At 61.2% G+C, this 13165-nt stretch carries 9 protein-coding genes; 5 read left to right on the top strand and 4 right to left on the bottom strand.

Going from position 1 to position 13165, the window contains the following annotated elements; genetic code table 11:
* The 3 genes from glyA to VMU57_RS17280 all read left to right on the top strand — a co-directional run.
* A partial coding sequence (glyA, locus tag VMU57_RS17290; RefSeq protein ID WP_325385676.1) for a serine hydroxymethyltransferase occupies window positions 1-1257 on the top strand: 1257 nt, incomplete at its 5' end.
* A gap of 384 nt (window positions 1258-1641) precedes the next feature.
* Window positions 1642-2175, top strand: coding sequence for a DUF4126 family protein (locus tag VMU57_RS17285; RefSeq protein ID WP_325385674.1), 534 nt, complete (start codon window positions 1642-1644; stop codon window positions 2173-2175).
* A 99-nt stretch (window positions 2176-2274) separates the two neighbouring features.
* Window positions 2275-2472 (top strand): Thivi_2564 family membrane protein, encoded by a 198-nt coding sequence (locus VMU57_RS17280; RefSeq protein WP_325385672.1) that lies wholly within the window; start codon window positions 2275-2277, stop codon window positions 2470-2472.
* A gap of 6 nt (window positions 2473-2478) precedes the next feature.
* On the opposite strand, the gene VMU57_RS17275 is transcribed toward VMU57_RS17280, so the two are convergent.
* The 4 genes from VMU57_RS17275 to coaBC form a co-directional block, all read right to left on the bottom strand.
* Window positions 2479-3801, bottom strand: coding sequence for a GGDEF domain-containing protein (locus VMU57_RS17275; protein WP_325385670.1), 1323 nt, complete (start codon window positions 3799-3801; stop codon window positions 2479-2481).
* Window positions 3802-4217: 416 nt separating this feature from the next.
* Window positions 4218-5066, bottom strand: a complete 849-nt coding sequence (gene panC, locus VMU57_RS17270) for a pantoate--beta-alanine ligase (RefSeq protein ID WP_325385668.1) — start codon at window positions 5064-5066, stop codon at window positions 4218-4220.
* A gap of 160 nt (window positions 5067-5226) precedes the next feature.
* A complete protein-coding gene (panB, locus tag VMU57_RS17265; RefSeq protein WP_325385666.1) occupies window positions 5227-6147 on the bottom strand; it encodes a 3-methyl-2-oxobutanoate hydroxymethyltransferase in 921 nt (306 codons plus the stop codon).
* A gap of 440 nt (window positions 6148-6587) precedes the next feature.
* Window positions 6588-7820, bottom strand: coding sequence for a bifunctional phosphopantothenoylcysteine decarboxylase/phosphopantothenate--cysteine ligase CoaBC (gene coaBC, locus VMU57_RS17260; protein WP_325385664.1), 1233 nt, complete (start codon window positions 7818-7820; stop codon window positions 6588-6590).
* Between the two features lie 355 nt (window positions 7821-8175).
* On the opposite strand from coaBC, the gene VMU57_RS17255 reads away from it, so the two are divergent.
* Window positions 8176-10833 carry a TonB-dependent receptor gene (locus tag VMU57_RS17255; protein ID WP_325385662.1) on the top strand — a complete coding sequence of 886 codons (2658 nt, stop codon included), beginning with the start codon at window positions 8176-8178 and terminating at the stop codon, window positions 10831-10833.
* A 492-nt stretch (window positions 10834-11325) separates the two neighbouring features.
* Window positions 11326-13165: TonB-dependent receptor (locus VMU57_RS17250; protein ID WP_325385660.1), on the top strand; the 1840-nt coding region annotated here is incomplete at its 3' end.

Below are 13165 nucleotides of genomic sequence, written 5' to 3'. Positions count from 1 at the left end.
GATTTCAACGCAACCCTTGCCGCCGCGGACGCCGATATCTCCGCGCAGATCGAGCACGAGGTCGTCCGCCAGCATGAAGGGCTGGAGATGATCGCTTCGGAGAATTTTGTCAGCCGCGCAGTGCTGGAGGCGGCGGGGACGGTTTTTACGAACAAGTATGCCGAGGGGTATCCCGGCAAACGGTACTACGGCGGTTGCGAGTACGCCGATGTGGTTGAGAACATCGCGCGCGATCGGGCCAAGCAGCTCTTCGGTGCAGAACACGCGAACGTGCAGCCGCACTCCGGCTCGCAGGCGAACGCGGCGGCGTATATGTCGATTCTGACGCCGGGCGACTGCATTCTTGGGCTGGATCTGGCCCATGGCGGACACCTGACGCATGGCCACAAGCTGAATTTTTCGGGCAAGCTCTATCGCGTGGTCGGCTACCAGGTTCGCAAGGACACCGAGACCGTTGACTACGACGAGCTTGAGGCGACGGCGGTGCGCGAGAAGCCGAAGATGATTATCGGCGGCGGCAGCGCCTATCCGCGGCAGTTTGACTTTGAGCGGATGCGCGCCATTGCGGACAAGGTGGGAGCCTTCTTTGTGGTAGATATGGCGCACTTTGCCGGACTGGTGGCGGGCGGCGTGCATCCTTCGCCGGTGCCGCACGCGCACATCGTTACGACGACCACGCATAAGACGCTGCGCGGGCCTCGCGCAGGCATGATTCTCTGCCGCCAGGAGTTTGCGTCGAACGTCGACCGCAGCGTGTTTCCGGGCCAGCAGGGTGGGCCGCTGATGCACATCGTCGCGGCCAAGGCGGTGGCTTTCAAGGAAGCGCTGCAGCCTGAGTTTGCGACCTATGCGAGGCAGGTGGTGGCGAATGCGAAGGTTCTGGCCGAGGCGCTGGCGGGCGAGGGCTACCGGATTATCTCGGGCGGCACGGACACGCACCTGATGCTGGTCGACGTGTTTCAGAAGGGGATTCTGGGCTCGGAGGCGGAGAATGCGCTGGGCGCGGCGGGGATTACGGTGAACAAGAACGCGATTCCTTACGATACGAACCCGCCGATGAAGCCGAGCGGCATCCGCATTGGAACACCGGCGTTGACGACGCGCGGCATGAAAGAAGCCGAGATGCGCGTGATTGCCGGGTGGATCGCCGAGGCGTTGGAGCATCGCAGCGACGAGGCGAAGCTCAAGAAGATTCGCGGGCAGGTGGGCGAGCTTGCGAATAAGTTTCCGCTTTATGGCTGGCTGCACAAGTCGTAATTAGCGTTAATTTTTGATTGAGGGCCGCGTGGGGAGATGCTAAAAGTGTCTCGTCACGCGGCTTTTTGTTTGGGTGGTACGTCATTGCATGGGATGGGTTTTTGTATGGAATAAGGGGAAGGGTAAAGCGAAATACAGGGGCGGTCGAGATGACGTGTGGCTGGGCGACGGTGAGAAGACAGAAGCAGATCCTCCGCTTCGCGAAGGATGACAACTTCATTCTTAGGTGTTCATTCTTAGGCGCTCATTCTTAGGTGTTCATGGATTTTGTGGTGCTTTGGTTGAGATGGCGTGCTTTTGTGCTGCTTCGGTTGATGTGACGTGAAGTTTTAGTGAGTTCTGGGCTTCCGTTCAAGTTTTGGTTGCGTTATGGGACGGGGAACGTTGTACTCTTGGTCTCGCAAGAGTCGGCGCGGTGAGGGGGCGGCGATGGCAATGGCGGTGATGGCGTGGATCGTGGCAATCCCCCTGCTCGGGGCTGCGACCGGAATGCGGACGTTTACCCCGATGGCGGCGATCTGCTGGTTTGCCTACGCCGGATATCTGCCGGTGGATGGGACCTGGGCGTTCTGGGTGGCGAAGCTGGTTACGGCGGTCGTGTTCACGGTGCTGGCGCTGGGTGAGCTGGTGGGCGACAAGCTGCCGCGGACTCCTGACCGGACCTCGACCGGGCCGCTGATGGCGCGGATTCTGTTTGGCGGGCTGGCGGGCGGTATCGTCGCGGCCAGCCTGAACGGATCGGAGTTCGAGGGCGTGATTCTCGGCATCGGCGGGGCGCTGGTGGGCGCGTTCGGGGGATACCTGATCCGACGTGAGATTGTGCTGCGGTCGGGCAGCAAGGACTGGCCGGTGGCGGTGGCCGAGGATCTGATTACGGTGGGGTTCGCCGTGCTGGCCCTGGGGATTGTGACGGGCTGAGGCGCTGTGATTCAGCTTTTGATGAACAGTGAGAGCGGCGAGGTTTGCGTTTCCGGCATCTCAGATCGAGGAAGACATCTAGAAAGAGGACGACGCCCTATGCTTACGCCCGCACTTATCAGCATTATTGTGACGCTTATTGTGATTGGCCTGCTGCTGTACCTGATCGGGCTGATTCCCATGGACGGAACCATCAAACAGATCATCCGCGTGGTGATCATTATCGCCGTGATTGTCTGGCTGCTGCAGTCTTTCGGGCTGCTGGGGCCGATCGGGCATGGGCACCTGATGCGGTAGAGCGGGTTAGCCCCAGAGGACCTTGCGGGCGGTGGCGCGCAGGCTCGATTCGCTTTGTGCGCCGATGCGGGTGGCGGACATCTCTTCGGAGCAATGGGAGGCTCCTGTAGCCGAGACCTCGCCGGCGCAGACGCGGTTGCGGCCACTGCGCTTGGCCTCGTAGAGCGCCTTGTCGGCGGCTTCGAGCAGGTCTTCGATACAGTAGCCTTCGCCTGGCAGGCAGGTGGCGACGCCGCAGCTTACCGTGGTGGGCATCACCGTGCCCGGTTCGGCGGCCTCGACGGCAGGGGAGCCGGCGACCTCGACCAGCTTGCGGATGCGTTCGGCGACGATCATTGCGGAGCGCTGCGAGGTCTGGGGGAGAAGGACGACGAACTCTTCGCCGCCGAAGCGGGCCGCGAAGTCGTCCTTGCCGCGCAGGGACTGTTGCAGCAGCGACGCGACGCGGGTGAGCACCTTGTCGCCGTAGAGGTGGCCGCGCAGATCGTTGACGGCCTTGAAGCGGTCGATGTCGATGACGATGGCGGAGAGCAGGGCGCCATCGGACAGGGCCTGCTGCCAGAGGCTTCCGCAGTAGAGCTCGAACGAGTGCCGGTTGGCGAGGCCGGTGAGGTTGTCGCGGCTGGAGATGCGGTGCAGTTCGGCGTTGACGAAGGCCAGCTCTTCGCTCTGCATCTCGTTGCGCAGCAGCATCAGGTAGACGAGGCGCAACTGGCGGCCGAAGCTGAAGTTCGCGACCATGGAGATCAGAAGAGCAAAGCCGGTCAGGGTAAGCCCAAGCAGTTGCTCCTGGTGGTCGAGGAAGTGGTCGAAGTGGAGGAAGACGAGATCGCCGGCGAACAGGATGACCGAAGTGGTGAGCGCATAGGTGAACTGCAGGCGCATGACCAGATTGGCGAAGAGGATGCAGACGACCAGGCCTGCCTGCGCATAGGCCGATGAGGCGGCGCTGCCCCCGGTCTGGATGTAGAGCTGGGTGAGGCCCACGATCACGATGACGACGGCGACGCTGGCCTCGCGGTAGACCTTTCCGGGGTTCCAGCGCATGGTGGCGTTGACCAGCAGCGCCAGCGGCGTGATGACGGCGGCGCGGAGGATGACTGCCTTCCACGAGGAGCCGTCGCCGATGAAGTAGTCGATGACGGCGAAGAGGTCGAACAGGATGATGGCGATGAGGCCCTGATACCACAGGTGGGCGGATCGCTGCCGGGCGATGTTCTGCTCGAAGCGCTCCTCAAGGATCGGCGGCAGCTTCGGCCACCTAAACTTCACCCCCGAGAGACGTTCGATCTCACGGGTGACCAGATGTTGCATCGAATTGGACTCCATAAAAAACCGCCGTTCCCAATGCTGTCCGAACCTATCCTGATCCCTTTTTTCAGGGGCTGCCCCCAATCGAGTCAAGTAACTGGTTTTATTACCGCTTAGAGCTAAATCGTCGAGTGTGACTAGTCTGTCATAGTCGGATAGTCGACGCAGCGCAGCTTTCTGCAACTTTAGCGCTATTTCGTTCTGGATAATTATCAGTAAAATGGCGCTGAACAAGGGGAAGCAATGCCCAAAAGGCTTTATCGGCTGTTTTTGCGGGAGCTTTAGGGATGGGTGGGCGGTCCTGTTTCCTGCTGGTGATGGCTCTCCGGGCTTGTGAAACAGACAATTGCAAGGGCGAAATACAGGGGGCTCTCCGCTAGGGCGTGCGATAAAGCTGCACACCATCGGTCTAGATGACGTGCCCTTTTGCAGGCTCAGCTGCTGGGGAGGTTCTCGACCAGAAAGTTGTCGATCAGGCGGGTCTGGCCTACCCAGGCGGCTACTGCTATCAGCGTTCCCGGTTGGATGGTGCTGACCGGCAGCAGGGTTTGAGCGTCGACTGTGGCGAGATAGTCGAGCTTTACGCGGTTGAGCTCCTGCATTCCCTGCTGGATGAGAGCATCGCTTTGGCGCTCGCCGCTGGCGATGCTTTGCTGTATGTGTCGAAGGGCGCGGGGCAGGGCGAGGGCTTCGGTGCGTTCGGCCGGGCTGAGATATTTGTTGCGGCTGCTGAGGGCGAGGCCGTCGGCGTCGCGCACGATGGGGCAGCCGATGATCTCGAGGTCGAAGTTGAGGTCGCGGGCCATCTGGCGGAGTACGGCGAGCTGCGCCGCGTCCTTTTGGCCGAAGAAGGCGCGGTGGGGGTGGGCAATGTGGAAGAGCTTGGCGACGACGGTGGCTACTCCGGTGAAGTGGCCGGGGCGGGAGGCTCCGTCGAGCCGGTCGCCGATGCCGGTGACGCTGATGGTGGTGGCCGCGCCCGGGGGGTACATCTCGGCGGTGGTGGGGGCGAAGAGCAGGCTGACGCCCTCGTCGGCGAGCTGGCGGCAGTCTTCGTCGAAGGTGCGCGGATACTTGGCGAGGTCTTCGTTGGGGCCGAATTGCAGCGGGTTGACGAAGATGGTGGCGGCGATGGAGGCGCACTCCGACCGGGCGCGGCGGACGAGCGAGAGGTGTCCTGCGTGCAGGGCGCCCATGGTGGGGACGAGGCCGAGGGGGGCGTTTTCGGTGCGGAGGTTGCGGCAGAGGTGCTGCATCTCGGCTACGGTTTCGACGATCTTCATAAGTCTGGCGTGTTGAATCCTTAATCGATTACCAGTTAGAAACGGGCGGCGCACTTGCTGGCTCAAACCAACCGCAGGTCCTTCGACTTCGCTGCGCTCCGCTCAGGATGACACATTGATGTTGCCGATCCGCGAATGGTGCCGATCGCCAAACTCGAACTCAACCTGCTTTTCCGGCTAGCGAGGCGATGCGGTCTCGGGTCTCCTGCGAGAGGTGGTAGCTTTCGCCATCGGAGGGGAAGTGGCGGGTCTCGACGTCGCGTTTGTAGTTGCCGAGGGCCTCGCGCATGAGGCCGGAGACGTCGGCGTAGCGGCGCACGAACTTTGCCGGAGGAGAGAAGGTCATGGTCATCATGTCGTGCAGCACAAGCACCTGGCCGTCGCAGTCGGGCCCGGCGCCGATGCCGATGGTGGGGACGCGCAGTTCTTCAGTGACGACCTTCGCCAATTCGCGGGGAACGCCTTCGAGCACGATGGCGAAGCAGCCGGCGTCTTCGAGTGCGAGGGCGTCGGCGCGCAGGTCTTCGATTGCCGCGAGAGTTTTGCCTTGTACCTTGTAGCCGCCCATGCGGTGGACGCTCTGCGGGGTGAGGCCGAGGTGGCCCATGACCGGTACCTGCGCGTCGACGATGCGGCGCACCAGCGCGGTTCGTTCGCGTCCGCCTTCGACCTTGACGGCCTCGGCTCCAGCTTCTTTCACGAAGCGGAGGGCGTTGGCTACGCCCTCGCGGTCGTCGACGTGGTAGCTGCCGAAGGGCATGTCGGAGACGAGCAGGGCGCGGCGGACGGCGCGGCGAACGCCTCGGGTGTAGAGCAGCATCTCGTCCATGGTGATGGCCAGCGTGTTTTCGTGGCCCTGCATGACCATGGCCAGCGAGTCGCCGACGAGGATGACGTCGAGCCCGGCCTCATCGACGAGGCGGGCGCTGGCGTAGTCGTACGCGGTGAGCACCGTGATGGGCTGGCGGGAGAGCTTTTTATCGAGGAGGGAGGGGACGGTGACTTTCGGGGCCACCTTGAGATCTTCGGGATCTCCGGCCGCGCGCTCGGGGGCGGAAGAGCGAAACGTTGTGAGGCTCATTGCAATCTCCAGTGCAGCTCCGCCGTGCGCTGCTGGATTGCAGCTTTGGCTGGATACCACCTGTCGCCGGAGGCTTTCCCGGCAGCAGGTTAAGCCTACGCGCTGGCTGTGGGTGGTGGCAAGGGTTGGGCTGACGGCTTAACACTGATCTGCACCGATTGCATCGATTTTAAAGACCGACTGCGGATGGGCGCGGAGATGCGCGGATAAAGGCGATTCTCCTCCTGATAGAGTTTTGGTGATTCGAGCAAAACGCAGATTCCCTTCGGGAATGACAAACAGGGAAATGACAAACAAGTGAATGACAAACAAGGGAAGGAAAGAATAGGGCGGCCCTTCTGCCCTTGAATCTTTCGGCTTCAGGTTTCATGGGACTTTGCCCCACGCTGGTATAGACCGCGCCTTCAGCGCGGTGCTGGATAGAAATTTCAGAGATTAGATTAAGGGTTCGATGAAGTGCGTAGCTTTTTGATCTCGTCCAAAATGCGTTGGGCCATGGCGGCCTTGCTCGTTGGGGGGATGGCTACTTCGTTGTCTTTGGTCAGGATGGTGCCTGCGTTGTCCTTGGAGTCGAAGCCGAGGTGGGGGGAGGAGACGTCGTTGACGACGATGGCGTCTACGCCTTTGCGCTCGAGCTTGGCGCGGCCGTTGGCGAGGATGTTTTCGGTCTCGGCGGCGAAGCCGATGACGAGGGTTCCGGGGTTTCTTCGGGCGGCGATCTCGCGGAGGATATCGGGAGTGGGCTCTAGCTCGAGGGTGCGGGCTCCGTCGCGCTTCAGCTTCTGGGGTGCGGTCTTTACGGTGTAGTCGCTTACGGCTGCCGCCATGACGACGATGGTGGCCTCATTGAGGCGCTGCAATGCGGCGGCCTGCATCTCTGCGGCGGAGGTGACGCAGACGACCTCGCAGCCAGATGGAGGAGCGATGGTGGTGGGCGCGGAGATGAGGATGACGCGGGCTCCGCGACGCTGGGCGGCTTCGGCGATGGCGAAGCCCATGCGACCGCTGGAGCGGTTGCCGATGAAGCGCACCGGGTCGATGGCCTCTCGGGTTCCTCCGGCGGTGACGAGGATGGTTTCTCCGGCCAGGTCGCTGGTTGCAGCCAGCGTGGCCTGCACCGCCGCGAGGATGGCGGTGTTGTCGGCGAGGCGGCCGCCGCCGACCATGCCGCAGGCGAGATAGCCGCTGCCGGGCTCGACGAAGGTGACGCCGCGAGTGCGGAGGGTCTCTACGTTGGCGCGGGTGGCGGGATGGTTCCACATGTTGACGTTCATGGCGGGGGCCATGATGACGGGCGCGGTGGTGGCGAGGTACATGGTGGAGAGGAAGTCGTCGGCGAGGCCGTGGGCGAATCTGGCGAGCACATGCGCGGTTGCGGGCGCGACGATCAGGGCGCGGGTGGTCTGCGCCTCGTTGATGTGCTCGATGCCGGATTCGGCTTCTTCGTCTTCTTCGGAGCCGATGCCGGCGTCTTCGCTCCAGAGGCTGGTGATGACCTTGTGTCCGGTGATGGCGGCGAAGGTCAGCGGGCGCACGAACTCTTCTGCGGCGCGGGTCATGACGACGTGGGGATCGAAGCCTGCCTCCTGCAACAGGCGCACCAGCTCTACCGATTTATAGGCGGCGATGCCTCCCGAGACGGCTACTGTGACCTTGATGCGCTGGGCGCACATATGCTTTCTCTCCCAAAAACTTTTCCAAAGGGGATGGTCTCATAGTCGCGCGTGGCTTTGCACTCTGGGGTGAGTGTGTCGAGGAGAGGACAGGCGACGGCAAGGGCGAAATACAGGGGTCTCTCCACTGCGGCGCGCGATGAAACTGCACGCCTTCGGTCGAGATGACGTGCATGAGTGGCAGGCCATGTGACGTGAGTCTGGGGTGCTTCGGTCGAGAGGGTGTGCGGCTGTTGTTGCATGTCGCTCGAAAAGTAACACGGCTGCAACACGGTGTTCACTCTGTCGTCATGCGCGGCTCGCACACTCAAAACTTAGCCAATATTAATTTCCAACCTAAGAGGCAACCCCCCTGATGTCTTTGACGCCACGACGCACGTGTACCCTGGCCCTCACCGCAGTTCTTTCCCTTCCCTTCCTCGCTCCCATTCAATCGCGCTCGCTGTTTGCTCAGTCTGTTTCGCGCGGAAGCACGATTACGGGAACGGTGTCCGATCCGGGCGGCAACATGCTGGACACCGCCACCGTTCTGCTGAAGAGCGATGCGAGCAACTTCACTCGCAAGGCCACCGCGGACTCCAGCGGACATTTTTCGATCAGCGGCGTGCCTGCGGGTGTCTATACCGTCTCGGTTTCGGCTCCGGGGTTCTCGATTGCGGTGCAGCAGGGAGTGCGTGTGCTGGTTGACCAGCCGAAGAGCCTTACTTTTTCGCTGAGCCTCGGCAACTTTTCGCAGCAGGTCACGGTCGAAGGGGGCGCGTCCAATTCGATTGCCGCGCAGCTTGCGCCGATGGATGCGCCGCTCGACGAGCGCTCGGCGCGCACCCAGGTGAACGCCACCTTTATCCAGAACTTTACCGCGCCGACCGCCGACTACGGCGAGCTGGTCGCGCTGGTGCCGGGCACGGAGACCACCAATTCGAACGGCGTTGGCCTTGGGCAGAGTACGACCAACTTCCGCGGCTTTGCCGATGGCGACTACGACATCGACTTTGACGGCATCCCGTTCTACGACACCAATACGCCCTCGCATCACTCGTGGGCGTTCTTTCCCTCGCAGTGGATTGGCGGTGTGGACTTCGACCGCAGCCCCGGAACAGCTTCGACCATCGGGCCTACGCCATTCGGCGGCTCGATTCACCTGCTGTCCATGCAGATGCCGTCGGAGCGCAACCTTCGCGGCGGGTTCTCCTATGGCTCGTTCAACACCTTCCTCTTCGACGGCAGCTTCAATTCGGGCGACTTCGGCGGAGCCAACAAAAAGTCGAACCTGTTCGTCGATGTGCACCACATGTCGTCGGATGGCTACCAGACTTTCAACTACCAGACGCGCAACGCGGGATCGCTGAAGTATCAGTACAGGCTCTCGGACAAGACCGTACTGACCGGCTTTACCGGTGTGATCTGGCTGGATGCCAACTCCCCGAACCTGTCTTCGACGCGGGCGCAGATTCTGGCCAACGGCGACAACTACCTGCTGCAGAAGACGGACCCCACGCAGGCGACCTACTACCCGTACAACCGCTACCATGTGCCCACGGACTTCGAGTACGTCGGCGTCAACTCGCAGTTGGGGCATAGCTGGAGCCTCGACTTCAAGCCTTACACGTACAACTACGACAACTCGCAGTTCTACGCGAAGCAGCCCAAAGGCGGCGGCCTCATCAACCCGACGGTCTGCGGCACGCCGGTGAAGAAGATCAGCCCCTGCGCGGTCGACAAGTACAACAGCTATCGCAAGTATGGCGAGACGCTGGCCGTAAGCCAGACCTCGAGCCACGGCATCTTCCGCACCGGCCTCTGGTACGAGTGGGCCGCGACCAACCGCCACCAGTTCCCGTCGAACCTGTTCACGCGCAAAAACGATGTGCTGCCCAACTTCAGCGAGAAGTTCTGGACGAACTCTTACCAGCCCTATGCCGAGTATCAGTACATGGCCACCAGGAAGCTGAGTGTTACGGCTGGCCTGAAGTTTGCGTTCTACACCATGGACCTCCAGCAGTTCGCCGATAACGGCGGCAAGATCGGCAGCACTAATCCCATCACAGGTAAGCCGTTCACCTCCACCAGCAACTCGGTGAACTATCACTCGTGGCTGCCTTCGCTCGATGCGAACTACCGGATCAAGCCGAACTGGTCGGTGTATGGGCAGGGTTCGACGGGCAGCGTCGTTCCTCCGAGCAGTGTGTATGACACGGCGGGAGCGCTGGTGGGCACGCCGCCCAAGCCGCAGACCTCGACGACCTACCAGACCGGTACGGTGTTGAAGCTCAAGCGCGTTACCTTCGATGCGGACTTTTATCACACCCGCTTCCAGAACGGCTATTCGTCGTCGACGGACAACGATCCCAACTCGGCACTGTTCGGCGAATCGATCCAGTTCATCTCGCCCAGCTCGATCACTTTGGGCGGCGAGTTCGAGACCAGCATCTCCCTCGGCAGAGGACTGAGCCTGTATCTGAACGGAACTCGCGGCAGGGCTACCTATGTCGGCACGCTGACGGCGTATAGCCCGAGCACCACGACCGACAATCCTCTGGTGGTCAAGGCCCCTTCGGGGCTGTGGGTGTCGGAGGCACCCTCGGACACCGAGGCTGAGGGCGTTACCTACCAGGAGAAGGGGTGGAACGTCGGCGTCTTCAACAAGCGCGTCGGGTCGAAGTGGGAGGACAATGGGGCGTACCATAACCAGTTGCGCGACGATCCTTATAACGTCAGCAACGCCTTCATCAACTACACCGTTCGCGGCGGATCGCACTTCGACCAGACCAAGATCAGGCTGAGCGTCAATAACCTGATGGGCTCGCACAACATTACCAGCGTGAGCCCCGGAGGGCCACTCGTAGCCTCTTCGCTGACCTCGGGCGGACTGACCTATACGAACCCGTTTGTAGGGGCGACGACGCCTTCTCCGGGCTTTACCGGCGGACGGAATCTTGCCGATAACCCCAACCTGCTTCCGGGCCGCAGCATTATTCTGTCGGTCACTTTCGGCTTTTCGGGCGGCCGCTAGGGAAGGTCTGATTCAGTCTCCGAGCATTCCCTCAGCGGCTAAAGCCGCATTTGCAGACAAACCACTTGCGGCATGGCTGAAGCCGTGCCCTTAACAAAACCGGACTTAATCAGAGGTTCCTTAGAGCGGATTTGCTGTTGGTGTGGAGGAAGGCAACCGCAGATTCCCTTCGGGAATGACAAACAAAAGGCTCGGCAGACTCTACACCAACTGCAACTTTGTTCTAGAGCGCAGCGTATCACTTTCCTCCAACGCCTCTCCCTTGCAGTTTTTTTGCGAGGGAGGGCTTTTTTTAATTTGTTCGTTGCCATAACGGAGAGGAAGGACAGGCAGCGGCGAAATACAGGGGTGCCTGGTTGCTGCTTCGATTCAAACGATTGTCCTTAAAGAGGTCCGTCCATTTACGCGAATTTCATTGACATGTGGAAATTACGTCTTGTAGAGTTCAGGCACGCAAGAAAATGTTTATCCATTGAAATTAGCGAGGAATTCATGCCCGTTCGCCGCCCTTCCCCGTCCTCTATTCGCTCCCTGCTCGCGCTCATGGTTCTGGTGCTCTCGTGCGCCTACGCTCCTGTACTTCAGGCGCAGTTGTCTACGACCGCGACGATTGCGGGTACGGTTACGGACGCTACAGGGGCCATCGTCGCCAACGCCAGCGTTACCGTGCACAACCTGGGGACAAAGACGGACACTGCCATTTCGTCGAACAGCGACGGCAGCTTTATCGCTCCCGGGCTTCCGGTGGGAACGTATACGGTCAGCATTACCAGCCCCGGCTTTCAGACCTATACGCTGACCGGGATCGTGCTGCATCCGGCGACGACGGCGACGGTGAACGGAACGTTGCAGCCGGGCTCGGCGTCTACTTCTGTCACGGTGTCGGCCAATGCGGTGCAGGTGGAGACGGCGACGATTGAGAACGCGGCCTCGGTGGATGCGGCGCAGGTGTCGACGCTGCCGATCAATGGGCGCAACTATCAGGGGCTGGCCACGCTGATGCCGGGAGTGCAAAACACCTCCGCTGGGGTCGCGCTGACGACCGGCGGTCGCGCCACTAATAATGCGCTCTCCGTCAACGGCCTGGCGCAGAGCGGGACTTTCTATGCGCTCGACGGCGTGTGGAACGAGAACACCGGCAACATGAACCAGACCTCGGTGATTCCGAACCCGGATTCGATTGAAGAGGTCCGCGTGCTGCAGAACAACTACAGCGCGCGCTACAGCCTGATGGGCGCGTCGGTGGTGTTGCTGCAGACCAAGAGCGGGACCAGCAACTTTCATGGTGGTGCGTGGGAGTTCTTCCGCAACGACGCGCTAAACTCGAAGCCCTACTTTGCGAGTACGGTGCTTCCTTACAAGCAGAACATCTTCGGCTACAACATCGGCGGCCCGATCTTTATTCCGCACCTCTACAACACCAACAAGGAGAAGACGTTCTTCTTCTGGAGCCAGCAGGGCGTGATTCTGCACCAGGTTCCGACCAACCTGACCGGCGTGACGCCGACGGCCAACCAGCGCGCCGGCGTCTTCAACTCGCCGATCAAGGACCCCAACACGGGCGCTCTGGTGCCGACCAATGGGGCTGGCCAATATGTCATTCCGTCGGCAGAGATCAACTCGAACTCCACGGCGTTTCTGAATGCGCTGTATCCTCTGCCTAATTTCGCCGGCAGCGGCAGCACGAACTACATCAACCCCAAGGGCCAGATCACGGTTCAGCGCGATGACGAGATCAAGATCGACCACAACTTCAACTCGCGCTTTCACCTGCTGGGCGAGTATCTCGACGAGTATCAGAAGTACGCGCAGAACTCGCTGAGCGGCTCGCAGTCGGGCGAGGTCTTCGACACCAACGCGGAGACCGACTACACGCACAACAAGCTGGCGCAACTTGCGCTGACGCAGATTCTGACGCCCAACATGGTGAATACGACCAGCATCGCCATGAATATTTTTGATCTCGACCTGAACCTTACCGGTACTGCCTTTGTGGACCAGGTTCCCGGCTTCAAGACCTCTCTGCCGTACAACGGTTATCTCGCCAACCGGCTTCCGCTGGTGGCTTTCAGCGGCGGGATTGCGCCGCAGGGCATTGCGGCTGCGCGTCCGCTGACCCACGCTGCCGACCTGGACGACACGGTGGGCGACGACTGGAGCTGGCTGCATGGCCGCCACTTCTTTCAGGCGGGCATCACCGTGGTCTTCAACACCAAGCGGCAGAATCCGGGCAGCGCGACCAATGGCCAGTTCACCTTTAGTGGCGTGGCAACCGCTCCGTCGACCGGCGGGGTGACGCAGGACGATGCGCTTGCCGACTTCCTCTTCGGCA

Origin of the sequence: Edaphobacter sp., assembly GCF_035532915.1 — a bacterium.
In the GTDB taxonomy this organism is placed as follows: Bacteria; Acidobacteriota; Terriglobia; order Terriglobales; family Acidobacteriaceae; genus Edaphobacter.
The sequence above is the reverse complement of the archived record's forward strand: the minus strand, read 5'-3'. Positions and strand labels throughout refer to the sequence as shown.

Coding starts and splice junctions, on each gene's coding strand:
- VMU57_RS17280 (WP_325385672.1), top strand. CDS start 2,275: ATGCTTACGCCCGCACTTATCAGCATTATTGTGACGCTTATTGTGATT.
- VMU57_RS17275 (WP_325385670.1), bottom strand. CDS start 3,801: ATGGAGTCCAATTCGATGCAACATCTGGTCACCCGTGAGATCGAACGT.
- panC (WP_325385668.1), bottom strand. CDS start 5,066: ATGAAGATCGTCGAAACCGTAGCCGAGATGCAGCACCTCTGCCGCAAC.
- panB (WP_325385666.1), bottom strand. CDS start 6,147: ATGAGCCTCACAACGTTTCGCTCTTCCGCCCCCGAGCGCGCGGCCGGA.
- coaBC (WP_325385664.1), bottom strand. CDS start 7,820: ATGTGCGCCCAGCGCATCAAGGTCACAGTAGCCGTCTCGGGAGGCATC.
- VMU57_RS17255 (WP_325385662.1), top strand. CDS start 8,176: ATGTCTTTGACGCCACGACGCACGTGTACCCTGGCCCTCACCGCAGTT.